The following is a 23,374-nucleotide window of genomic DNA, read 5'->3' on the forward strand; positions in this document are numbered from 1 at the left end:
CGGCTTATCTCCATTAAATGATCTTCGCAAAATCAGTTTAATGAATGCTGATGTCCCCCGTTAATGATGAAGAGCCAGATGTTTTAAGACGGCGGACTATTCCAGCCAAAAATCACAGATTTTTGTCGTTCAGCTGCGCGCGAAGCTGGGCTTCGCACAAAGCGCTTGCTTCACCCACCCCTGGGCACCATCCTTCTCAACGGTCCAAACTCATCGGCTTATCGTGAAATGTCGTGTGGCTTTGTGTATGTTCAGTTAGCGGGCAATACCGGTCTCAACATGGTCAGTAGAGTCAAATACGCAAGTATGGTTAAACATACCGTTTGTGCGATGAGCTTGCTTAACTTTTGTTCGCCAATCCGTATAGTTAGCGACTTCCTGAGTGAAGGTTGTAATTATGCAAGTTAATACAAATCTTGAGAAGCAGGACTATCTCAAAGCCTATAAGGACATGTTCAGTTTTCTATTTCGTCAACCGCTGCTGGCAGCGGGGTTCTTTTTCCTGTGTCTGCTTACCGAGTCGATCCCGTTTGCCTGGTTTCCGTTGAAGCTGGCAAGCTATGCAATCCTTATCTCACTCATTGTGTGCGTCACCAGCCTGCATTTTCGCTCCGGTTCTTTACGTGGGCTGGCGCAGGAACTTCGCTTTCAGCAAGCTGTATATCTTCCCGCCGTTGTATTGATTTTATGTTTGAGTTGGTTGGGATTTGTGGTGGCTGACTTTCTGATTTCGATGGTAAGCGTGAGTGCACAGCAAACGAATCCGCATGTTGCGGCTATGGCAGCTGGCAGCGCACAAGCGGCAGGAGAGCTGTTTGTGGCTGTGGTAGCAACGGCGCTAATTTGCCTTGCCCAGATCATGCCTTTCGTATTAGCTCACTTTTGCCACGGGCTTGGATTTAGCCGTGCTCAGGGAGAAAAAATCTGGGTATCACTGATGTTGCAACCGAAAACCCTGATGGCTTTTATTCCGATTGCCCATATCGTGCCACTGGGGCTGATGATGCAATGGAACCTGACCGGATTGATCGTCGCGTTTGGTGCGCTTTACTCGACCTTCCTGCTCTTCATTGTCTTTAATATTGAGCCTGCTTCCCGCAGCGAAGTGAAAGATATCGATCTTGCATCAGGACACGCGGCGGGTTAGCCCTTAGCCTCAAACGACGCGATAACTTATTGTGACAGCATCGACGCCGTTGCTGTCACAATAACAACAGACACGATGTGTATTGGATGCATATGCTTTCAGTTAAACCTGCCGTTTCGCACCAGTTAAGGTAAAAACAGATTTATACTCACTGAAAATGTGATTGTCGGAAAAGTACAGCGTACGTTGTTAAGCAGACTGGGTAGCCAGCTTTGAGAAGGCAGGGGTGGCGGAAAGTAAACGGTGCTATTGTGCGAAAGGAAGGTTAGCGGGACAGCAGAGGCAGGGTTTTTTCAAAGATTGCGTCAACTTCATCCCGGGCTTGTGTGGCGAGCGCTTTATCCTCTGTACTAGCTGCACGTTCCAGGGTGGACAAAGCCTGCGCCAGGCGCTCCAGTCCGAGTTCGGCGGCAGAGCCTTTTAAGGTATGGGCCTGTGATTTCACCGCAGGCCAGTTGCAACTAGCGACATCAGATTTCGCAGAAATCCAGACCGAGGGAAACTGCGCCAGAAATAAGTCGATTATCTTATCCAGCAACGCCTGTTTACCCATCATTCGCTTCAGCGCATTTTCTTTGTTCCACAGCTGCAGTGTGTCGCCCATAGCCCCTTTACTCCATCGCCGGGTTGAAGAGCACGGCTATGTTGCGTCCCCGAGCCTTCGCTTCGTACAATGCCTTATCAGCACGCAAAATAGCTTTTTCAGAAATTCCGTCATCAGATTTATGATAACTGGAGACCCCGGCACTGACGGTAACTACGTTGTTGGGAGAGCGTTTATGCTCTATTTTAAGAGACTCAATGGTAGCAACAAGCCTGTGCGCCACGGAAGATGCGCCTTTCTCGTCAGTTTCAGGAAGGATCACCAGAAACTCTTCTCCGCCAATTCTAATCAGTACATCGCGGGGACGTAGTAGCGCTTGCATGGTTTCTTTGCAGATTTTCCACAGGCAAGTATCGCCCTTCAGATGGCCGTACAGGTCATTATATTGTTTGAAGTAATCGATATCGAAAAGGACAAAGGACAGGTCCCGCTCGTTTCTTACCGCGTCCCGTATCATAGAAGGGATGTTGTCTTCCAGAAAATGTCGGTTGAAGGCGCCGGTAAGACGGTCAAGGTAGATGAGCTTTTCCAGCAAATCCGTTTTCAGTTTGTGGTTTAAATGTGATTTTACCCGATTCCGTAACGTCGTCGGATTAACGGGCTTTTCAACAAAATCAACACCGCCTGCTTCCCAGCATTTTTCCTGTTCGTCGTCATTCGCGGAACCTGTGACAAATACGACCGGAATATGCGTAGTTTCCGCCATGTCGTTTAGCATTTTGCAGGCGTCATGGCCATCCATATCAGGCATCACCACATCCATCAGGATGAGATCTGGGTTGTTCGTTCGACTCCACTCAATGGCATCGTGTGCAGTTGACACCAAGGTGCAGGTAACCATGTCTTCCAGCAATGACTCGAGGATAAGCCGACTGCTTGCCTGGTCGTCTACAATTAAAATATGACAATCTTCCACTGATCGTGTGCGTGTAGATTGCAAAACATCACCTCTTAGTTGAGAGTGCGCCAAAACGCAGCACCGCGATAACTTACAGCTTACCTAATTCAACGAAAAAGTATATGGCTTTGATTGTTGGAGGCTTTTATCGGATATAATTATCTATACCTTCCTTCAAACCAGCCGTATTATCAGGCTGGCAGGAATCAGAAAATGAAACCGCATCTTCCCTGTTTACTGACCTGATGCTGACTCCCTCATTTTCAGGTAAGAACGGGAAACCAGTTGTTCGTATGCGCCTTTAATATTGAGTTCTACCCACTCGTCATACATTTTGAGCGATGAAAACTCAGCCATTGGCTGACTTCGCTGAATGTCTTTCAAAGATTTTCCTGCGAGGATCCCCTCCAGCACACTGTTATGCAGCGTCTGAATGTACTTATAATAAGCGTTGACGTCATCTTTATTACCCATATCGGCGTGACCACCGACAAAGTGAGTGAAAGGTTGCTTAAGTAATTTTTCGGTAGCGCGGAGCGTGCCTTCAAGATCATACCCCATCAAATCCTTATAAGGCAGGCGGCCGACTACCACCCAGTCAACAACAAACATCACATCATCGGGCTGCACATGCACAGCAACGTTGCCGTAACCGTTAGTGGGGCCATAATAAGTAAGGGTGATGTCTTTTCCGCCGGCAAAAAGTGTCAGCGTGTCGTTAAATACCAGCGAGGGCAGGGCGGTATCAGCGCGAACGCGTTTCAGGTTGGCGCGGGCATCCTGGTGACTTACTAAAACGGTGTTGCCATCGTCAAATACCTCTCCGCCATAAGCATGATCAGGATGACTATGGCTGTAAATCAGATGCGTGATTGGTTTATTAAAGCGTTCGGCAACCGTCTTTTTTATCCAGCTGGCAGCGCGGGTGTTAAGCGGATCAATAAGAACGATACCGTCGTCCGTCTTGATAACCAGTGCGTGGTAATTTCCGGCAGTGAAGCGAAATACATCGTCTGTTACATTAGTAAGACGGTAATCTGATTCATCTTGTGCACGGCCAGCAAATGATGACAGCAGTAGCGCCAGTATCAGCGTTATCTGACCGAGCCTAAGCGCCACGCGAGAGTAACTCCCAGGCAACTACGACGTACGCTGCCAGTGTCGCCACTAGTCCAATCATGTAAAAGTAGCTACGCGGACTTGGGTTTTTCTCGGTGGCTATGGCGTAATACAATGCCATGTGTATGATTCTCGCGATGGCATAGATCCAGACAATCCATGTCAGCGTCTGAGGATCGGCACCTGCAAAAATGGCAATCAGTACCGGCATTACAAAGATGGCCAGATTCTCCAGTGAATTATGGAATGTCCGGTGGCTTCTGAAAACAAACGAGTCGTGACTCAGGTTTTCATCTACCTTACCCGGTATGTATTGTGATTGTTTGCGGTGGGCGACAGCAGCCACAATGCTCTGAACAACCACGGTTAGCAGAATGAGCCAAAGCCCCCAAAGCGTAAAACTGTAAGACAAAAACATAGTAGCGATATCCTTGTGCTCAGATGCTAAAAATACAACGCGCAGTCCAAGTCCTTGAGACGTGGAACTCAGCGTGAAGGCCGTCGCAACTGGCTTTGAAGTAAACACTTTTCAGCGCAGAAAGACTGTACGTGAAACGAGTCAGTTAATTTGTAATGATTACTACCGCTGACCTATAGCCAGAGGATCAGCTCAACGGCTGAAAAGTTGCCTGTGCGCATGAAAATGTCGCCGATTGGGTGGTAACACAGTAAACGGTGGTGTGCAGAGCACGCTGATGTAGTAAATACAGCCTGAGAGCCAGCGTGCTATCGTTATGGCTACATCAGGATATCGCGATAAACAAACCTTTCTCGCTACATCAACAAGGTGTTGATTTGGTTAACGCTTTCGCAAGGAACTTTCTTTGATAGGAATGGATGTGCTGATTGCTTTTGCAATCGCGGCTTTAGTATTAAGCCTGTCTCCCGGGCCTTCTAATTTGTACATTATGGCCTGCACCATGGGAAATGGTGCCAGAGCCGGCGTCGCTGCGGCGGCAGGGATGGCGCTGGGAAGTCTTAGCTATGCCGTGGGTACGGCATTGGGGTTGTCGGCGGTTATCGTGTACTCACCGACGTTGTTTACCGGGTTAAAGGTAGCGGGGGCGCTTTATCTACTGTATCTGGGGGTAAAAACCTGGTTGCGCGCAAGCGTGCCCCATTTACAAAAGCCGGTGACAACCAGTACCGGTAAAGTGCTGAGACAAAGCCTGATTGTTGAGTTAACTAACCCCAAAACCGGGTTATTTTTTATTGCGTTTTTACCTCAGTTTACCCGCGCTGAGAGCGGCAACATTTCCATGCAACTGTTGTTGCTTGGCGGGGTATACGCAGTCATTGCGCTTGGTAGTGATTTGTTTGTGGTGACGTTGTCTTCTCAATTGGGGCGCTGGCTTGCCCGCTCACCCGCCTGGGCAGTGCGACAGGAACAACTCGCCGGGCTTATTCTGTTTGGACTCGGTGCATTTATCTTATTAGAAGAAACCGCGTTATTTGCACTGTTTTAAGGTTGATGCAAGCCTGAAAATAATGCGGCAATCTGCTTGGCAACCTTATGACTGGGAGCATAGTAAGGAAGTGGTGTCTGCGCGCTGTGAGACTCTTTCACTTTGACACTTGAGCTGAGATAGGGCTCAAGCACGGGCAGCTCCTGCGCTTTTAACTGTGTGACCAGCGAGGCCGGTAATCGCGCCTGCGAATTAAACTGATTGATTACTATCCCTTCTAAAATAAGGTCACGGTTATGGTCTTCCTTTAGCTCCATTACGTTATCAAGCAGCCTGCCTATGGCCTGTACTGAAAAGTCATCGCAGTCGAAAGGAATAATAAATCGATCCGCTGCGATTAATGCCGCTTTGGAGTAAAAATTAAAGTTAGGCGGGGTGTCGATAACGATCTGATCAAATTCACTTTGTAATGTGTGAAGTGCCTCTTTGAGCTTAAACATTTTGTATCGTGACTCGAGCTCCCGCTCGATATCCGCCAGTCCCGGGTGTGAGGGCAGAACAAAAAGGTTATCAAAGGGCGTAGCCTGAACAAAATCCGCAGGTGGCCTTGGCGAACTAAACCATCCAGCTACCTGTTTAAATAAGTCAGATACAGTAAGTGAGTCTTCGCTAACGTTAACGCCAGCGTAGTGTGTGCTGTTACCTTGCGCATCCAGGTCAACAAGCAGCGTGCGTTGTCCCGCCACTGCACTTTGTGCGGCCAGATTAGTGCTAATGGTCGACTTCCCCACGCCCCCTTTCTGGTTGAAAACCACTCGAATCATAGTCGCGATCCCTGTGTGAGAAATGAAGTGTGCAGATATCGAAAAACCGCCTTAGAGCATAGGGTACATGTTGGTAAACGGTAGTGATCGGTACTGACACCAGAATGACCATCTGTAGCGTCATGCTTAAAATTTACACAGGGGGAAGGGGGCATGTAAAGTACATTTGCAGGGAACCCTGCGGATAAAATAAAAAAGCCGGGAAGAATCCCGGCTGTACAGCATGGGTTTGCTACTGATTATAAGCTGGCAGCAAGCGTATCAGGAATAATGACGGTATCGATGACGTGGATCACGCCATTTGAAGCCATGATGTCAGTTTTAACGACAGTGGCATTTTCCACCTTTACTTTGCCCATGTCAGTTGTAATATCGATTGTTGTGCCTTCAACAGACGTTGCTTCGCTTAAACCTGCCACCTGTTCTGCAGTCACTTTCCCTTCAACTACGTGATAGGTAAGAACCTGTACCAGCGCGTCTTTGTTTTCTGGCTTAAGAAGCTTATCCAGCGTACCGGCTGGGAGTGCGTCAAAAGCCGCGTTAGTGGGCGCAAATACCGTGAACGGGCCGGCATCTTTAAGAATGTCTGTGATGCCCGCAGCTTTGATTGCGGTGACTAATGTAGAAAAATCATCATTGCCGGCAGCAATGGTGACAATGTCTTCTTTTTCTTTATGGTGGCCTGCCATGGCGGTAAAGCTTAAGCTGGCAATAATCAGTGCTTTGGTAAAAAACGAAAATAGTTTCATCTGGTATTCTCCTGAATGATAGAAAAGTGGCACGTTAGTGGAAACTTCAGTAACAATGCTGCCGATGGATACGCCAGCTTTGGCAAACCAGTTGATTAAACTTACGTAACCTTACCGGCCCGTTTTGTCACCGAATATGAATCAGCACCCAGAGCGTGATACAACGCTGACTGCCTGAAACGATGAGAATTTGCGACCAGATACCCACTTTCGCCCATAAACGGGAAGAGAGTGCGTGCAGATGTTCTATACTTAAACGGTATTACATTCAGGCGCTTTTACACTGATGGTGCGCTTTCCCAGGAGTGGAGTCATTCGTTAGCAGGATATAACCGCCAACAGGCGCCGGATAATGCGGTAACCGGAGGTGGTGTATGGGAGCGAGAAATCTATTAACTAGCCTGGGTATAGTTGCGATATTGCAAGGGTGCGCCAGCACAGAATCGGTGGTGAAACAGCCTTATCCGATCCTCAGAGACGATCTGTTTCCGAGTTATACTCTCTTCGAGCCCGAGTCGGAGGAAGCCATTTTTGCACTGGATGAAGATGCTGCTGCATTTGTAAAGTCTACGCAGTCGCCCCATGACAACTACGAAAGCAATATTCGCAGTCTGGTGGATGATATCTTTGACTATTCTGCGCTTGGGCTACAGTACCGCGGTAGCGCAAATTCTACTGCATCAGAAACCTTCCACATGCAAACGGCAAATTGCCTTTCTTTATCCATTATGACATTCGCGATGGCGGAACATGCGGGTTTTGATGCGCAGTTTTATGAGGTTGATATTCCTGAGTACTGGACCCGCAGGGCAGGGTACAGCTTACTGAATGGGCACCTGAATCTTCGTATCACCACCCCAAAAGAAATGAACATCACCCGCATCAAAGAAGACTTTGTTGATGTTGACTTCGATCCTCAGGCTGTCAGAGAGTATTTTCCCCGCTATAAAGTCAGTAAGGATGTCGTGCTCTCGATGTTCTATAACAACAAAGGCGCCGATGCGCTTATCGCGAACAGTTACTCCAAGGCGTATGCCTACTTCAGAAAAGCGGCCTTATTGTCTCCGCAGTTGTCTCAGTCATGGGGAAACCTTGGCATTTTGTACCGAAAAATTGATGCTTACGATGCCGCTGAAGTGGCTTACAAGCGTGCGCTTGAGCTGGAGGAAGATAACCTGACTGCGTGGGAGAATCTGGCGATCCTCTACCGTTTCCAGGGCCGGACAGAAGAGGCAAACGCTATCGCAGCAAAAGTCGAGCGTCGTCGTGACAACAACCCGTTTTATCACTATATGCTGGGCGAAGAGGCGCTGGCTGATAAGGAATTCGATGAGGCCCTCGTTCATTATCGCAGAGCAATGCGCCTGGATGACAGCCGCCATGAGATCTGGTTTGGCCTGGCGAAAACCTATTTTGAGCTTGGCGATATCTCCCGCGCAGAGGCGTATATTGAAAAAGCAGCACGTTATGCACCGAATGCGCAGGACGAAAATCGCTATTTAAGTAAGCTGTCGACGCTGCACAGCCGGGTAAATTAGCGCTCAGGATTAGTGCACATGAAAGGATCAAGCGTGGCGGGATAATTGTAACGACTTCGCGTCGGGCCTCTGTGAGTCGTATCTCGCAGAGCTTTACGATATGACGACTGGTTAACACGCTAAGCAACAAAAAAGCCGTGCAGTCGCACGGCTTTTTACTATCAGAAAACAGGCGCTTAGATCACACCCAGTTCTTTCAGGCGCTCCTGAAGGTAGCTGCCCGCAGTATGACGGTCAGACAACTGCACATCCGGGCGGGGGTGCAGGAATAGCGGCAATGAAATACGCGACTTGGTCATGTCTGCATTTTCAGGGTTCATCACCCTGTGCGTGGTCGACGGGAAGTAGTGTCCTGACGCTTCCTGCAGCATGTCGCCGATATTCACGATCAGGTTACCGAAATCACAGGGCACATCCAGCCAGCTACCGTCTTTGGCTTTTACCTGCAAACCAGGCTCATTAGCGGCCGGTAGAATAGTAATAAGGTTGATATCTTCATGTGCAGCAGCACGAATTGCATCCGGCTCTTCGTCGCCTTTCAGCGGCGGATAATGCAGCACGCGAAGCAACGTTTGATCACTGTCTTTAATCATGTTCGACAATGGCTCGCGGTAGTGTTTGCTGACGTCTTCCGGAGAGTGTGCCTCTATCCACCCTAACAGGGTTTTTGCCAGGTCAGTCGCCTGATTGTAATACGCTTCAAGCTGTGGACGCAGCTCGGCAGGGCACTGTCCCCACGGATAGAAATGGTAATATTCCTTGATATCTTTTTTCGTGAAGCCTTTGGCAACCTCAGACACACTTTGCGGGAAAAAGCCGTCCTGTGTGCCTTTATTGTAAAGGTACTGATGCTTTTCTTCGCTATCGAAGAATTTCTGCCACGCGGCATAAATATCTGACACCATCGATTGCTGAATAGGATGGTTTTTAAGTACACCAAACCCGGTCTCACGCAGTGACTCTACGAAGAGCTCTTGAGCGTTATCGGCCTGGTAGTCAACAGCAACTAATTGCATAACTGATTCCCGTTAAGTTAGACGGCGGCATTATAATCATAGACCCGCAAACAGAAAAGGCGCAGGCATTGAGGTAAATCAACGACTGCGCGAAGAGGTGGGTAATTTACAAAAACTTGACCGATTAGTCTACTAATGGTCGCTTTTTTAACCCAGCGAAATAAAGAAACCGGCCAGTGAAGCACTCATCAGGTTAGACAGTGTGGCGGCAATAACGGCTTTCAGCCCTAAGCGCGCAATTTCTTTGCGGCGTGTTGGTGCCATGGCACCAATACCGCCCATCAGAATGGCGATGGAAGAGAAGTTCGCAAAACCGCACAATGCAAAAGTGATAATAGCCTGTGAAGTGGCAGACAATGCTTCGCGATTCTCAAGAAAACCTAAGTATGCAACAAATTCATTGACCACCACTTTCTGACCAATCACGCTACCGGCAATTCTGGCCTCTTCCCACGGTACGCCAATCGCCCAGGCGAGCGGCTGCAGCAGAAAGCCTAAAATGGCTTCAAACGTCAGATTTTCAAAGCCAAACAGCGAGCCTGACCAGCCTACAATGCCGTTTAACATGGCAATAAGGGCAATAAAAGCCAGCAACATTGCGCCGACATTCAGGGCCAGCGTCAGACCCGAGGCAGCGCCACTTGCAGCAGCGTCAAACACATTGGCATAGCCGGTATCTTCGGCGTTGATGTCTTTAAGCTCATCTTTGGCACTTTCTGTTTCCGGCAAGATAATTTTCGCCATTAACAGCCCACCCGGGGCAGCCATAAAGCTGGCCGCAAGCAGGTACTTAAGTTCTACTCCCATGCCAGCGTAGCCAGCCATTACCGAGCCGGCTATCGAAGCAAGACCACCAACCATAATGGCGAATAATTCGGAACGGGTCATGTGTGGAATGAACGGGCGTACAACCAGCGGCGCTTCGGTCTGGCCCACAAAGATATTCGCCGCCGCTGACATTGACTCGGGACGACTGGTGCCAAGCGCTTTCTGTAAAAAGCCGCCAATCAGACGAATGATCCAGCTCATCACACCAAGGTGATATAGCACCGCAATTAAGGAGGAGAAAAAGATAATGACCGGCAGTACGTTAAAGGCAAAGATAAAGCCTAAGGACTTGTCGCCGATGGGGCCGAATACAAAGTCGATACCCTGCTGACTGTAACCGATTATATTGGCAACGAACTGGGTCATATTCAGCAACAGCTGCTTGCCTGGCTCAAAGTACAAAATAAATGCACCGATGACTGCCTGGATGGCAAAAGCACCACCAACGGTTCGCCAGTTAATCGAACGACGCGCTGACGAAAGCGCATAAGCAATGCCGAGCAATAGCGCAATGCCCAGTAAACTTACCATAGGGATAATCCTTTACATTAATGCCTGCTGGATATGCGACTTGATAACGTCCAGGGCAATTTGATTTTTTCCGCCCTGGGTCACTACCACGTCAGCAGTAAAGCGGCTGGGTTCAATGAACTGGTGGTACATTGGCTTAACGGTTTGTTCGTATTGTTGAGCCACCGATTCAATGGTTCTGCCACGCTCTTTTATATCCCGCATCATGCGGCGCATGAGGCAGATATCTAACGGCGTGTCGATGAAGATTTTTACATCATAAAGGGGCAGCAATTCAGCGCGAGCAAGTAGCATGATCCCTTCAAGGATGATTACCGGCGCTGGGTTTAACCTTTCTGTATCAGGTAAACGCGTGTGCGTTTTAAAACAGTAATGCGGGTAATCAATGGGCTCCCCGTTTCGAAGCGCCTGAAGGTGCGCTTTCAGCAGTTCGTGTTCGAACGCGTTGGGATGATCGTAGTTGTTTTGCTCGCGCGCTTCCATCGGCAGATGATCCTGCGCGCGATAATAATGGTCTTCTCTCAATATCTGGACAGGTCGACCCTGCGCAGAGAAACCATTGTACAAATTTTCAGTAAATAACGACTTTCCAGAGCCGGACGCTCCGGAAATGGCAATAATTAACGGCGATTGCATAATACATGAAGGCTATTTTTCTTGATGCAAAGATACGCGTTTGCCCCTCGCGAATCAATCTTAAGTTCGCGATTACTTACTTATTAGGTGCATATAGGTGGTGAAAAGCCGTAAATATTAATTACCGATAATTTCGACATCCTCCGGGCTGAGAGTAGTCAGCGCAAAGCTGTGTTGTTTCGATCTGGACCCTTCACCCTGTGCTCGCGGCGGATAATAGCGCTCCTTTTCTGCGGTAAAATCAGCAAAGACTTCATCCAGTGCGGCGCGAACTTCACTTAAGGTTTTATCCAGATTGGCATTAAAGTCCGGTCGTTTACGTTTGGTATGGCCCAATTCGATCAATCTGCCAAACACTTTGTTCGCCAGATTAAGCAACTCAACCGGCACGTCTTTATGGTGCTGAAGCGGCTCGGAAGGATTTTCCATGCAGTACTTCACCAGCGCCGTGTAAAAGCACAGTGGCTTGTTCTGCAGCACGACTTTGACATCATTCACACCGTTACCCAGTGTTTTGTCTTTTAAATCAATAATCAGCAATGGCGTAGGTGGCGCTTCTTCTTGTGCAATTTTTAGCTCTCTGCGTCGGCGTCTGCCTGAAATACGAACATACAGTGGCATAAGCACCAGACTAAACAACATCGCCAGTGGGCTGAAATTCAGTTCTGACATGGCAGAGCGCATGGCCACATCTATCTCAATTGCCTGCTCGGAATTTGTCAGCTTCAGCGTTTGTCTTGTCGTAAATGCCTCGGGTAGCTCGCCGCTGTATTCAACCGATTGCAGTGCCGTTACCATCAGAGGGTATTCGGCGTTATAAAGAGCAGAGTTAAGACGAGCGAGGTAACGTTGCACCGCAGCAGTATTTACTGGGGTATTTAGCGCAGTGTTACCTACGTCAAGGTAAGCCGCGTCCAGGCTTATCCTGAGCTCAAGCTCATCGAGGGCCTGATGATGTGTCAGGGTGCTTGCTACGTATTGAGCACTAAGTGAGGCCAGCTGGAATAGGACAAGCAGCGCAGCGCAAAGCCCCGCCAGGCGCAGAATTTCGCGCTTGCTTCGTTTACCCAGGCTATTCATTACCGCACTCCTGCTCAAGCTCTACACTCTGGTAATAGGTTCTGGGGTGAGTCATCGCGATCTGTTTTATTACCTGTTGTGTGGCACATCGTAAATCGGTATTCCGGGTTTGCATCTTTAAATACCAGCGCATACCGCTTACCCCGCTATGCAGCGACGTTGTGTAGTTTTTGGATAGAATGTCATCGTCCCCTTTTCCCCAGTAGGACGAAATAATATCAACGTCACCAGCGAGAAGTGCGCGGCGTAGCTCCTGATGTGAGTTGTAATAGCTAAGCTCGACATTACTATCACTGAGATTCAGTGATTTCAGTACTGTTTTGGGTACAATATGGCCTGAGCGGCTGCTGGGATAGTCGAGGATGCCGATTTTCTTGCCCAGCAGATACTCTTTTGTCAGCTCAGGCTTTTCTTTCAACGCGATAAAATACGCGCTGTAATCCGGATGAGAAGCAATGTTTTCGTAGCCATAAATACTGTCTGCGCCGAATGCCTCGACAACATTACTTTTCACCAGCGCGAGATCGACCACGCCGTGATTGATATAGCGAAAGGTATCGTAGTCGTTCTGACCCAATATCACATTGACGTTTCCAAATTGCCTGCGCACGACTTTATCGCTGCAGAACCTTTCTATTGCCATCAAGGCAACAGATTTGTCGGTGACATACACGTCGAAGGTGTCATCGTTGTCAGAAAAGGGGGCCTCACAGATGTAATTTTGACCGGTTTGTGGCTGTAGAGCAGGCAATATTTCTCGCGTCTGGTAAAAAGCAGACACGACGGTGACTACCAGTAAAACTACCAGAAAACTATGCTGTACAATTTTGGGTATGCGCACAAATGACAATTTACTACTCAAATCCTTGCCTTATTTAATGGCGCAATTTCACCAGTTAACCTTATTTATTGCAACCAGTAAGTTTACTTTAAAAGGGTAAGTTCATGTATTTTAATGATATTTGATAAGTAAATTTGAATTACGTTAAACGCTGTTTACTAAAGCGATATCAACGAAGAATACGCAGCAGTACAAAATTAGTTCTTTTGATAATCAGAATAAATAAGTTTTGTTGACTGCTTGGTCAGTTTTTTGGTGGAAATCGGTACGTTATCAAACTGTTAACGGTTTACTTTTTCGCTCACTGTCATAAAGCTGAAACAAAATTAAAGAACAATCTTGTCGCCTAAAATAGAAAGCAGCATGCAGCCGACTCAAACACCATATAGAGTGAAAGAGCGGTTGTGATACATCGCCTTAATTAAAGGGAAACACACATGATTACGAAATCTCAGTTCAGTCGCGTAGCGATGGCTGTGGCACTGTCAGTTGGTGTAGCTACCACTGCCGTTGCAAACACAGGTCAGTCGTCAGCGATGCGCGGAATGATTGTTGGTCCACAGGGTAACCCTGCCGCTGGCAGTACTATTACTATCCTTCACCAACCTTCAGGCACAGTGAAAGAAGCCGAAGTAAACGCAGAAGGTGCGTTTTCAGCACGTGGTCTGCGTGTTGGCGGTCCTTACACCATCATCGTTGAGTCTGATAAGTTCCAGAGCCAGGTTATCGAAGATGTATACCTTGATCTGAACGACACGTTCCAGTTGAATGCGCAGCTTCAGTCTGTGTCTGATGTCGAGCGTATTACTGTTACTGGTACCCGTGACTTTTTCGCAAACAGCGGTTCTAACTCGGTATTTGGCGAATCTGACATCCAGAACATGCCTACCTTTAACCGTGACCTGAAAGACATCGTTCGTTCAAACCCACTGGCAGTAGTAAGCCCGGACGGTACTGAACTGAGTATCGCAGGTACTAACCCTAAATATAATGCCCTGACCGTTGACGGCGTAGGTATCAACGATACTTTCGGTCTGCAGTCTAACGGCTACCCTACATCACGTCCTCCAATCTCTCTGGACGCGATTAACCAGGTTTCTGTTGAGTACACACCGTTTACTGCGCGTGCAGGTAAATTTGGTGGTGGTAACATCAACGTAGTTACCAAATCTGGTACTAATGAATTCCACGGTACGGCTTTCTATGAAAACGTTCCTATGGCTGGCGACGCAGAAGATACGCGCCTGTCTGGCAACGAGTTTGACGTAGAGAACGAAGAAGAGTCATACGGTTTCACGTTAGGTGGTCCTCTGATTAAAGACGAGCTTTTCTTCTTTGGTTCTTACGAGAAGTGGGAAGAAGAAATTGCCCTGGACTTCACGCCTGACCTTTACGACGCGGACTTCCTTGCAGAAGCTAACCGTGTAATCCAGGTATTAAACGATACCTACGGCCTGCAGGATTCTATCGGTGGCGCACCAGCACCAGACGAAGATGAAAAAATCCTGATCAAGCTGGACTGGAACATCAACAACGACCACCGCGCTGATTTTACTTACAGCAAGCAGGAAAATACATCTGCACGTGGTTACAACGACAGCAACCGTACTATCCGTCTGGCGTCAAACGCCTGGACCAGTGCTCAGGACAACACGTTCTACACCGGTCACCTGTACTCAGACTGGTCTGCTGACTTCCAGACAGAGTTTAGCTTTTCTTACAAAGAGTTCGAACAAGCTTCTGTGACAGCAACTAACTGGGGCGAAATCAACGTTGACACTATCCCTGGTGAAGACGGTGGCCTGGGCGTTGTAGCCGGTGCTGATGAAAACCGTCACGCTAACGTGCTGGCGAACGAAGTATGGAACTTTGGTCTGCACGCGACTTACCTGGCGGGTGACATCGAATATCGCTTCGGTGTGGAAATGGAAGATACCTGGAACTACAACCTGTACGGTCGTGATTCAAACGGTACCTGGGGCTTTGATGACGTTGACGCGTTTGAAGCCGGTGAAATTGCTGAGTTTGAATACTCAAATGCTTACACCAATAACAAACAAGACATCGCGTACGACGTAGACAGCACGGTTTACTCAATCTACGGTGATGCCACGTTTGAGCTGGTTGAAGATGTCATGATCACTGCAGGTCTTCGTTATGAGTATCTGACTGTTGATGACAGCCCACAGCTTAACGAAAACTTCGTTGACACCTATGGCTTCTCTAATACTGAGAACCTGGACGGTTTCGACATCTTCATGCCTCGCGTAAGCTTTAACTGGACCGTGAACGAAGATCTGACAGTACGTGGTGGCGTAGGTCGTTTCTACGGCGGTATGCCTCTGGTTTGGATCTCTAACGCTTACACAACTGACGGTGTGACCAAAGATTCTGTTTACCTGAGAGATATCGATCCTTCAGACGTATCTTTCACCAGCGTACCTCAGGTTGCACAAGATGCCCTGATGCAAGGTGCAGGTAGCACTAACCAAATCGCCCCTGACTTCGAACTGCCTTCAGACTGGCGTTATCAGTTAGCGGCTGACTACGTATTCGATATTCCAGGCATCGGCACCGACTTCGCGTGGACTACCGAACTGACTTACGTAGACAAGCAAGACGCGGCTTACTGGGTAGACCTGTCTCGTGTTGATAACGGCAACCGTACTCCGGAAGGTCGTATCATCTGGGATAACGTTTATGACGGTACTGAATTCGAAGGCAACTACGACATCCAGTTGACTAATTCAAGTGACGGTGGCCGCAATATCCTGCTTACCACTGCGTTGAACAAATCATGGGATAATGGTTTCAGCTTCAGCGCGTCTTACACGCACCAGGACATTACAGAAGCGAACCCGGGCACAAGCTCTACTGCTGAGTCTAACTACCAGTACGAAGTAGGTATCAACCGTAACGTACCGCTGGTTGACACTGCATACTACGAGATTGAGCACCGCTTAGTGCTGAACCTTGGCTACGAAGCAGAATTCTTCGAAGGTTATGCAACTAACTTCAACCTGTTCTTCGAGCGCCGTTCAGGTCGTCCATTCTCATGGACACTGGGCTCGTTCCGTGATGATGACTTCGGTGATCAGCCGGACTTCGATGATTCAGATACGTACCTGCCATATCTGCCAACCAGTGCATCAGATCCTGCGTTCGACTTCGACGCTGGCCTGAGCTACGACGAGATCATGGCGATTGCTGCAGAAGCAGGTATCTCTAGCGGTGGTTACATCGGTAAGTACTCTGCAACTCAGCCTTGGCTAACCACAATGGACCTGGCGATTTCTCAGGAAGTCCCTGGGTTTGTTGAAGGCCATAAAGGTAAAATCTACTTCACCATCGATAACCTGGCTAACCTGCTTAACGATGACTGGGGTAAGAGCTACCGCATGAACTTCCCTCAACAAATTCTGTATGATTTTGACCTTAACGACCAAGGTCAGTACATCATGCAGGAAGCGTTTGGTGGAACTGATACCCGCAATGCTGATACCTTCGATATCGATGACTCAGTATGGCGTATCAAAGTGGGCGTGAAATACACATTCTAATAACGCGCTACTAACGACAGAATTAAAACCAGTTACCGAAAGGTAGCTGGTTTTTTTTTGCTCCCAATCCACCCTGTTTCAGCCAGGAAAGACTCGTTCGCATCTACTCTGGTAGTTATTTTCTCAAGTCACGACTTTCCTGTTGCCCCTCACACAATCACTTAACCACAAAGTGACGACTTATTTCATCTCTCCCGGTCTGCCACAGCAAAGACAGCCTGTGAATTGCGATGGGTAATCCGGATTAGCAGGGTTTTTACAGGTTTATCAGCAGTATTCGGGAAACAGGTATTTGCTATTGTCAGCAAGCTTATTGGTGGTATGCTGGCATAGTCATATGGTGTTCGTATTGCCTGGAATGCCGTCAGCAGTGATCGCCGTCACAATAACAATAACGCCGCGCGATTTGTCACAACAAATTCATATTTGACACTTACAATCCTAACCAACTGGTTAACTAGGTTTTGGATTTGCATATTGTCATAAAAGTGTCATATTAACTGTTGACAATTTCACCAGTGTCAGGCGCAAGGACCACGCAGTATCGGTCCCTTAATGCCAATAATTAGAAGTTACGTAAATTAAGGGAAACACACATCATGTACACCTCGACCAAACTCAGTCGCGTTGCGTTGGCTGTGGCTTTTTCTGTGGGTCTGTCTTCAGCAGCCATGGCGCAGGAAACCTCATCCTCTATTCGCGGTAACATCACTGGCCCTCAAGGCAATCCTGCCGCGGGCACCGTGGTTAAAGTTACTCACGTTCCTACAGGTTCTGTAAAAACCATTACGACAGGTTCAAACGGTCAGTTTTCACTGAGCGGCCTGCGTGTTGGCGGTCCATATGAAATTGAACTGGACTCAGACAGGTTTTCTGACACCACAGTGTCAGACGTATATCTGACGCTGGGTGAACCGCTGGCATTCAACTACGCGTTGCAGCCAGACACGGCCAATATAGAACGAATTGAAGTGTCGGCATCGCAAATGAGCGTTTCGGTATTCGGTCAAATGGGGCCGTCGGCGTCTTTCGATCTGGCATCGTTGGAAAGCGCACCGACTATCAACCGTAACGTCACCGACGTTATTCGTATCGACCCACGTGTTTATGTTGATGAAACCCAGGGCGATGCCAACCCGGTGCAGTGTGTGGGTAAATCAAACCGCTTTAACAGCCTGACTGTTGACGGTGTGAAGATGAACGACTCATTCGGTCTGGGTGGCAACGGCTATCCAACAGTTCGCATGCCATTTTCCTATGATGCGATTGAGCAGGTTACAGTAGAAATTGCCCCGTTCAACGTTATCTATTCAGGCTTTACCGGCTGTAACATCAACGCGGTAACCAAGCAGGGTACCAACGAAATTCATGGTGGCGTGTTCTACGACTATGGCTCGGATGATCTGCAGGGTGATTCACTGGAAGGCGACAAAATTACCGCGCCTAGCTACAGCGACAAGCGTTATGGCGTAAATATCGGCTTCCCGCTGATTGAAGACACCTTATTTGGTTTTGTTGCCTACGAGAAGTACGAGGGCTCAAGCCTGTTTTCCCGGGGTACGATTGGCTCTGGTGCGATTAATGAGGTTGATTTACGCCAGCAGGACCTGGACGAAATCGTTCGTATTTCCAATGATTTGTACCAGTATGATCCAGGCCAGGTTCCTACCAGTCTTCCAGAAGAAGATGAAAAGCTGCTGGTGAAACTGGACTGGAACATCAATAACGATCACCGTCTGAGCTATACCTACACATATAACGATGGTTACCTGATGAATGAATCAGATGGCGATCTGGATGAGTTCGAACTGCAAAACCACATTTATGAGTTGGGTGCAGAGCTGAATTCTCATGTTATTTCACTGTACTCTGACTGGACAGATAAGTTCTCTACCGAACTGCGTGTATCACGTCTTGAGTTAGATAACCGCCAGGTGTCACTGGAAAATGCGACTGGCCAGGTGGGTGGTATCGAATTTGGTGAAATGCGAATTGTCACCACAAACCCTGATACAGGTGAAAGCGTTGATGTTTATATCGGTGGTGATGACAGCCGTCAGGCCAATGATCTGGACTACGACGTAGATGGGCTTATTTTCCGCGGTTATTACTCGTTTGATAACGGCCATGACCTGACATTCGGTTATGAGCGCGAAGCGTTTGACGTGTTTAACGTATTCGTACAGCACTCTGAAACCGAAATCCGCTTCCGCAGCATCGCTGACTTTGAAGCCGGTTTACCCAGTGCGATTTACTACAACAACGCGCCTTCTGGCAACCCGGCTGACGCCGCTGCCGACTGGGGCTTTGAAGTGAACGCGGCTTATGTAGAAGACAAGTTTAACTTCAACGATGATCTGACCTTAACGGTTGGCCTGCGTTACGACTGGTATACCTCAGATGATCGTCCGGTTGAAAACCCGGCGTTTACCGCGGACTATGGTTTTTCTAACTCTGCGAATTTTGACGGCGAAGGTCTGCTGCAGCCACGTATCGGCTTTAACTACTACCTGAACGACAGCACCGAATTACGCGGTGGTCTGGGTCTGTTCTCTGGTGGTAACCCGAACGTATGGCTGTCCAACAACTACTCAAACAACAACGTGTTGCAGTTCGGTCAACGAGGCCGTAACTTCGGCTATACCGATGGATCACGCTCACTGTTTGATGACGACATCGTATGGGAAGCAGTAGAAGACGGTGTACCATCAGGTCCTGGTTACGGTATTCCTTCCGAGTTGTATGACGCTGTTGCTGCCGGTGATGGCGCTAACAACGAAATCAACTACCTGGATCCAAACTTCAAGATCCCAACTGAACTGAAGTTTGCATTCGGTGTTACGCACATGACTGATGAAGACTATGTGATTCAGGCTGACTTACTGATTTCACGTACGCAGGATCAGGCAATTGTGCTGCGTGGCGATCTTGAGCAGGTGGATACAACTGATGAAGGTCGTCCGGTTTACGATAGTGTCCGTTTGCCTTCATTCGTTCTGACCAACTCTGATGAAGACTCGATGTCTTACACAGTGTCGGTAGGCGTGACAAAAGTGTGGGATAACGGCATTAACCTTTTTGCAGGTTATGCGTACAACCACGCCGAAGATGTTCAGCCTATGACCAGCTCAGTGGCGTTCTCGAACTACCAGTACCGGGCGTTCTTCGACCCGCAGGAGCAGGTGTCTTCGCTGTCTGACTACAACATTGAGCACCGTCTGACTGCGAATATCTCCTATGATATTGAGTTGTTAGATGGTTATCCGACTACGTTCGGCGCGTTCGCGATGATCCAGTCTGGCAAACCGTTTAGTTATACCTTGTCACAGGATGATTCAAACGGTGCGTATGGCTTCAACCCGTACCTGGACAGCAATAACGTGCTTCCAGTTGGGAACGAGCGTAACGGTGAAGATGGCTCTTGGTGGAACAAAGTCGACCTGCGTGTTACACAGCAACTACCTGGCTTCATGGACGAACACAGCGCCAGTGCGTTTGTGGTATTCGATAACTTCACTAACTTCCTGAATGATGACTGGGGTGTAGCAGATCGTGCTATATTTAACACTGCAGTTGTTGGCTCACGCGGAGAAGCGCGCATCGGTGATGCATCTCTGTGGGAAGTCCGTATTGGTTTCGATTACAAATTCTAAGGTAATCTGATAACGACGTAAAAACCCGCTTCGGCGGGTTTTTTTTATGTCTGAGTTACACAGGCTGTGATGTCTTCTGGTTGTTCACACGCTCAATCGAGCTTTAAGGTTGTAAGTACTTACATACTTTGAGGCATATAAAATTAATGTTTCAAAGTAATCTACTTTGCAATTGCCTGTGTACCAATATCACTTTTATTACACAGGAGGTCGTATGACGAAACGAATTTTAATGGTGATGACATCTCACGATATTATGGGTGATACCGGCAATAAAACCGGCATGTGGCTGGAGGAATTTGCGGCACCTTATTACGCCTTCCTGGACGCAGGCTATACCGTCACTCTCGCATCCACCATGGGAGGTCAGGTTCCTATCGACCCCAACAGTCTTGGTGACGATGCAATGACTGACGATGCCAAGCGCTTTGCAGATGACGAACTGGCCCGTTCAGCACTCTCGTCTACCATACCGCTGGAAGATGTGATCGCTGACGAATTTGATGCCGTGTTCTACCCAGGCGGGCATGGACCTCTGTGGGATTTGTCAGACAACCAGCATTCCATCACGCTGATTGAGAATATGGTAAAAGCAGAAAAACCTGTAGGCGCCGTTTGTCACGCCCCTATCGTGTTAAAAGAAGTGAAAGGTCCGGATGGCAAAGCGTTTGTGGATGGCAAAGACGTTACCGGTTTTTCCAATAAGGAAGAAGACGCAATGGAGCTTACCAGCGTGGTGCCTTATCTGGTGGAAGATGAGCTGGTAGCGAAAGGCGGCAAGTTTTCCCAGGCAGATAATTTTGAGCCCCATGTGTGCGAAAGCGGACTGTTGATCACCGGTCAGAATCCGGCGTCATCAAAGCCTGCAGCAGACAAATTAATCGCCCTGTTAGGAAAATAAGTCAGGATAAGACGATATCGTCCGGGCGGCTATGTCGGTGTGTACGCCATAACTACCTGGAGATAAAGACGACTCTCAATAAAAAGCGAGAGCATGGCTCTCGCTTTTTTATTTGCTGCCTTTTACGCAAATGCAGGCGTGATAAGCAATTCGTTACACGTTATCAAAAAGATCTTCCACACGCTGGCGTAATGCTTCAATTTTCCCTACATCTGCCGGCGCGATAAAAATGGTGTCATCGCCGGCAATCGTGCCAAGCACGCCATCTTTCTTACTTAGTGAGTCCAGCAGACGGGCAATCAGCTGCGCGGCTCCCGGGCTGGTTCTGATAATGACCATCACGTTGTTATGAACAATATCCAGCACCAGTTGCTTAAGCGGGCTTTTTGCCGTGGGCATGCCAAGTTCCGGTGGCAGGCAGTACACCATATCGCCACGCGCGTTGCGGGTGCGCACAGCGCCGAATTTACTCAGCATACGGGAGATTTTGGACTGGCTGATATTGTCGAAACCCTGCGACTTAAGTGCATCTACTATCTCGCCCTGAGAACCGTAGCTTTCTGATTTCAGAATTTCTTTGAAGGCCTTGATGAGTTGTTCTTGTTTTGGGTTAGCCATGGCGTCCTGTAAACATTTCGAGGGTGAATAAAGAGTATATATTGTGCCGCAGACGTGAACTTTCCGCAATTTAAATGCATAATCATTCATGATTTTGAATATTGCTCATAAAATTCACCAAATGGCGCCCATAAGACCATTAGGTGATTGAGTTTTCCCCCTCGTTGCATTAGTGTGACGTTCCGTTTTTTATACGTGAGTATTCCATAGGAGAATTGGTATGAAAGTAGCCGTGTTGGGTGCTGCCGGTGGTATTGGTCAGGCGCTGTCTTTGTTGTTGAAAACACAATTGCCAGCAGGTTCAGAATTAGCGCTTTATGATGTAGCGCCAGTAGTTCCTGGTGTTGCGGTTGATTTGAGCCACATCCCCACTGCAGTGAAAGTCACCGGTCACGGTAAAGACGACCTGGGTGATGCACTGACAGGTTGTGATGTAGTGCTGATCCCTGCGGGTGTGCCTCGTAAGCCGGGTATGGACCGTTCAGACCTGTTCAACATCAATGCTGGCATCGTGAAAACGCTGGTAGAAGGTGTGGCTGATCATTGTCCGGCTGCTTGCCTGGGTATTATCACAAACCCGGTAAACACTACCGTTGCTATCGCGGCAGAAACGCTGAAGGCAAAAGGTGTTTACGACAAGAACAAACTGTTCGGTGTGACCACGCTTGACGTTATCCGTGCTGAGACGTTTGTGGCTGAACTGAAAGATCTGGATCCGGCGGCAACGCACGTTCCGGTAATCGGCGGTCACTCAGGTACAACTATTCTGCCTCTGCTGTCTCAGGTTGAAGGTGTATCTTTCTCTGACGACGAAGTTGAGAGCCTGACTACCCGCATCCAGAATGCCGGTACTGAGGTCGTTGAAGCAAAAGCGGGCGGTGGCTCTGCTACATTGTCTATGGGTCAGGCGGCAGCACGCTTCTGTCTGTCACTGGTTGCTGCTATGCAAGGTGACAACGTGGTTGAGTACGCTTACGTGCAGACTGATGACAGTGACGACGCGGCATTCTTCGCACACCCTGTTCGCCTTGGCGCGAATGGCGTAGAAGAAATCCTGCCTTATGGCGAGCTTAGCGACTTCGAGCAAAAAGCAAAAGAGTCTATGCTGGAAGGCCTGCGTGGCGATATCAAACTGGGTGTTGATTTCGTAAACGGCTAAGGCTTATAGCTTATCCTTTCAGAACAAAAACGCTGGCAGTTGCCGGCGTTTTTTTATGCCCATTGCGCAGCACTTACTGTTATTCAATCAGCAGAGCGTCTTATTTCATTATCTGAGCCACTATTAACATTACGATGGCATCGTAATGCTAATGAAAGTGGTGGATGGGTTGGCGTTAAGCAAACGCAGTGTGTCGTCCTAATATAGGTTGACAGTTATTAGGCCAGCTCTCGAAGCTGGCCTTTTCTATTGTGCACTGCGTTAGG

The 23,374-nt window shown here is 48.3% G+C and carries 19 protein-coding genes; 7 read left to right on the forward strand and 12 right to left on the reverse strand.

The genetic code is table 11. From position 1 onward, the window contains the following. Nucleotides 1-397 precede the first annotated feature (397 nt). Nucleotides 398-1,147, forward strand: coding sequence for a hypothetical protein (locus tag JKP77_RS20855; protein ID WP_218313108.1), 750 nt, complete (start codon nt 398-400; stop codon nt 1,145-1,147). A 265-nt stretch (nt 1,148-1,412) separates the two neighbouring features. Here the strand turns inward: JKP77_RS20855 and JKP77_RS20860 are convergent, their stop codons facing one another. From JKP77_RS20860 to JKP77_RS20875, 4 genes are all read right to left on the reverse strand, one after another. Beyond that, complete coding sequence (locus JKP77_RS20860) at nt 1,413-1,751, reverse strand: Hpt domain-containing protein (protein ID WP_218313109.1); 339 nt, start codon at nt 1,749-1,751, stop codon at nt 1,413-1,415. Nucleotides 1,752-1,758: 7 nt separating this feature from the next. Continuing rightward, complete coding sequence (locus JKP77_RS20865) at nt 1,759-2,691, reverse strand: GGDEF domain-containing response regulator (RefSeq protein WP_246601318.1); 933 nt, start codon at nt 2,689-2,691, stop codon at nt 1,759-1,761. A 192-nt stretch (nt 2,692-2,883) separates the two neighbouring features. Further along, nucleotides 2,884-3,768 (reverse strand): MBL fold metallo-hydrolase, encoded by an 885-nt coding sequence (locus JKP77_RS20870; protein ID WP_218313110.1) that lies wholly within the window; start codon nt 3,766-3,768, stop codon nt 2,884-2,886. After that, nucleotides 3,758-4,186: an MAPEG family protein gene (locus JKP77_RS20875; protein ID WP_218313111.1), complete on the reverse strand. Its 429-nt coding sequence runs from the start codon at nt 4,184-4,186 to the stop codon at nt 3,758-3,760. Before JKP77_RS20875 ends, JKP77_RS20870 begins: the two co-directional genes overlap by 11 nt. Nucleotides 4,187-4,601: 415 nt before the next feature. On the opposite strand from JKP77_RS20875, the gene JKP77_RS20880 reads away from it, so the two are divergent. After that, entirely contained in the window at nt 4,602-5,234 is a 633-nt protein-coding gene (locus JKP77_RS20880; RefSeq protein WP_246601320.1) for a LysE family translocator, read from the forward strand. On the opposite strand, the gene JKP77_RS20885 is transcribed toward JKP77_RS20880, so the two are convergent. Then, nucleotides 5,231-5,998 (reverse strand): ParA family protein, encoded by a 768-nt coding sequence (locus JKP77_RS20885; protein ID WP_218313113.1) that lies wholly within the window; start codon nt 5,996-5,998, stop codon nt 5,231-5,233. The two genes, JKP77_RS20880 and JKP77_RS20885, sit on opposite strands and share 4 nt — an antisense overlap. Before the next feature lie 239 nt (nt 5,999-6,237). Beyond that, nucleotides 6,238-6,747 carry a fasciclin domain-containing protein gene (locus tag JKP77_RS20890; RefSeq protein ID WP_218313114.1) on the reverse strand — a complete coding sequence of 170 codons (510 nt, stop codon included), beginning with the start codon at nt 6,745-6,747 and terminating at the stop codon, nt 6,238-6,240. Nucleotides 6,748-7,121: 374 nt separating this feature from the next. On the opposite strand from JKP77_RS20890, the gene JKP77_RS20895 reads away from it, so the two are divergent. After that, on the forward strand, nt 7,122-8,285 hold the full coding sequence (locus JKP77_RS20895; protein WP_218313115.1) for a tetratricopeptide repeat protein: 1,164 nt from the start codon (nt 7,122-7,124) through the stop codon (nt 8,283-8,285). Between the two features lie 176 nt (nt 8,286-8,461). Here the strand turns inward: JKP77_RS20895 and JKP77_RS20900 are convergent, their stop codons facing one another. From JKP77_RS20900 to JKP77_RS20920, 5 genes are all read right to left on the reverse strand, one after another. After that, entirely contained in the window at nt 8,462-9,301 is an 840-nt protein-coding gene (locus JKP77_RS20900) for an isopenicillin N synthase family dioxygenase (RefSeq protein ID WP_218313116.1), read from the reverse strand. A gap of 147 nt (nt 9,302-9,448) precedes the next feature. Then, entirely contained in the window at nt 9,449-10,660 is a 1,212-nt protein-coding gene (locus JKP77_RS20905) for a NupC/NupG family nucleoside CNT transporter (protein ID WP_218313117.1), read from the reverse strand. Nucleotides 10,661-10,672: 12 nt separating this feature from the next. Further along, nucleotides 10,673-11,296: a uridine kinase gene (udk, locus tag JKP77_RS20910; RefSeq protein WP_218313118.1), complete on the reverse strand. Its 624-nt coding sequence runs from the start codon at nt 11,294-11,296 to the stop codon at nt 10,673-10,675. A 117-nt stretch (nt 11,297-11,413) separates the two neighbouring features. Continuing rightward, the gene (locus tag JKP77_RS20915; RefSeq protein WP_218313119.1) at nt 11,414-12,376 is read right to left on the reverse strand and encodes a hypothetical protein; all 963 of its coding nucleotides are present in this window, start codon (nt 12,374-12,376) and stop codon (nt 11,414-11,416) included. After that, nucleotides 12,369-13,238, reverse strand: a complete 870-nt coding sequence (locus JKP77_RS20920; RefSeq protein ID WP_218313120.1) for a type 2 periplasmic-binding domain-containing protein — start codon at nt 13,236-13,238, stop codon at nt 12,369-12,371. Before JKP77_RS20920 ends, JKP77_RS20915 begins: the two co-directional genes overlap by 8 nt. 416 nt (nt 13,239-13,654) lie before the next feature. On the opposite strand from JKP77_RS20920, the gene JKP77_RS20925 reads away from it, so the two are divergent. The 3 genes from JKP77_RS20925 to JKP77_RS20935 all read left to right on the forward strand — a co-directional run bounded on the left by JKP77_RS20925 (nt 13,655) and on the right by JKP77_RS20935 (nt 21,331). Beyond that, complete coding sequence (locus JKP77_RS20925; protein WP_218313121.1) at nt 13,655-16,777, forward strand: TonB-dependent receptor; 3,123 nt, start codon at nt 13,655-13,657, stop codon at nt 16,775-16,777. A 599-nt stretch (nt 16,778-17,376) separates the two neighbouring features. Next, nucleotides 17,377-20,430, forward strand: a complete 3,054-nt coding sequence (locus JKP77_RS20930) for a TonB-dependent receptor (RefSeq protein ID WP_218313122.1) — start codon at nt 17,377-17,379, stop codon at nt 20,428-20,430. A 214-nt stretch (nt 20,431-20,644) separates the two neighbouring features. After that, the gene (locus JKP77_RS20935) at nt 20,645-21,331 is read left to right on the forward strand and encodes a type 1 glutamine amidotransferase domain-containing protein (RefSeq protein WP_218313123.1); all 687 of its coding nucleotides are present in this window, start codon (nt 20,645-20,647) and stop codon (nt 21,329-21,331) included. 153 nt (nt 21,332-21,484) lie between these two features. On the opposite strand, the gene argR is transcribed toward JKP77_RS20935, so the two are convergent. Continuing rightward, nucleotides 21,485-21,949, reverse strand: a complete 465-nt coding sequence (gene argR / locus JKP77_RS20940) for a transcriptional regulator ArgR (RefSeq protein WP_218313124.1) — start codon at nt 21,947-21,949, stop codon at nt 21,485-21,487. Nucleotides 21,950-22,169: 220 nt separating this feature from the next. Between argR and mdh the strand changes: the two genes are divergently transcribed. Next, a complete protein-coding gene (gene mdh / locus JKP77_RS20945) occupies nt 22,170-23,108 on the forward strand; it encodes a malate dehydrogenase (protein ID WP_218313125.1) in 939 nt (312 codons plus the stop codon). Nucleotides 23,109-23,374: the final 266 nt, after the last annotated feature.

This window comes from Alteromonas antoniana (assembly GCF_019249295.1).
In the GTDB taxonomy this organism is placed as follows: Bacteria; Pseudomonadota; Gammaproteobacteria; order Enterobacterales; family Alteromonadaceae; genus Alteromonas; species Alteromonas antoniana.

What these genes read in the sequence shown, in the direction of transcription:
- JKP77_RS20935 (WP_218313123.1), top strand. Translation starts at nt 20,645, where the DNA reads ATGACGAAACGAATTTTAATGGTGATGACATCTCACGATATTATGGGT.
- udk (WP_218313118.1), bottom strand. Translation starts at nt 11,296, where the DNA reads ATGCAATCGCCGTTAATTATTGCCATTTCCGGAGCGTCCGGCTCTGGA.
- JKP77_RS20890 (WP_218313114.1), bottom strand. Translation starts at nt 6,747, where the DNA reads ATGAAACTATTTTCGTTTTTTACCAAAGCACTGATTATTGCCAGCTTA.
- JKP77_RS20900 (WP_218313116.1), bottom strand. Translation starts at nt 9,301, where the DNA reads ATGCAATTAGTTGCTGTTGACTACCAGGCCGATAACGCTCAAGAGCTC.
- JKP77_RS20860 (WP_218313109.1), bottom strand. Translation starts at nt 1,751, where the DNA reads ATGGGCGACACACTGCAGCTGTGGAACAAAGAAAATGCGCTGAAGCGA.
- JKP77_RS20905 (WP_218313117.1), bottom strand. Translation starts at nt 10,660, where the DNA reads ATGGTAAGTTTACTGGGCATTGCGCTATTGCTCGGCATTGCTTATGCG.
- JKP77_RS20855 (WP_218313108.1), top strand. Translation starts at nt 398, where the DNA reads ATGCAAGTTAATACAAATCTTGAGAAGCAGGACTATCTCAAAGCCTAT.
- mdh (WP_218313125.1), top strand. Translation starts at nt 22,170, where the DNA reads ATGAAAGTAGCCGTGTTGGGTGCTGCCGGTGGTATTGGTCAGGCGCTG.
- JKP77_RS20930 (WP_218313122.1), top strand. Translation starts at nt 17,377, where the DNA reads ATGTACACCTCGACCAAACTCAGTCGCGTTGCGTTGGCTGTGGCTTTT.
- JKP77_RS20885 (WP_218313113.1), bottom strand. Translation starts at nt 5,998, where the DNA reads ATGATTCGAGTGGTTTTCAACCAGAAAGGGGGCGTGGGGAAGTCGACC.
- argR (WP_218313124.1), bottom strand. Translation starts at nt 21,949, where the DNA reads ATGGCTAACCCAAAACAAGAACAACTCATCAAGGCCTTCAAAGAAATT.
- JKP77_RS20895 (WP_218313115.1), top strand. Translation starts at nt 7,122, where the DNA reads ATGGGAGCGAGAAATCTATTAACTAGCCTGGGTATAGTTGCGATATTG.
- JKP77_RS20915 (WP_218313119.1), bottom strand. Translation starts at nt 12,376, where the DNA reads ATGAATAGCCTGGGTAAACGAAGCAAGCGCGAAATTCTGCGCCTGGCG.
- JKP77_RS20875 (WP_218313111.1), bottom strand. Translation starts at nt 4,186, where the DNA reads ATGTTTTTGTCTTACAGTTTTACGCTTTGGGGGCTTTGGCTCATTCTG.
- JKP77_RS20880 (WP_246601320.1), top strand. Translation starts at nt 4,602, where the DNA reads ATGGATGTGCTGATTGCTTTTGCAATCGCGGCTTTAGTATTAAGCCTG.
- JKP77_RS20925 (WP_218313121.1), top strand. Translation starts at nt 13,655, where the DNA reads ATGATTACGAAATCTCAGTTCAGTCGCGTAGCGATGGCTGTGGCACTG.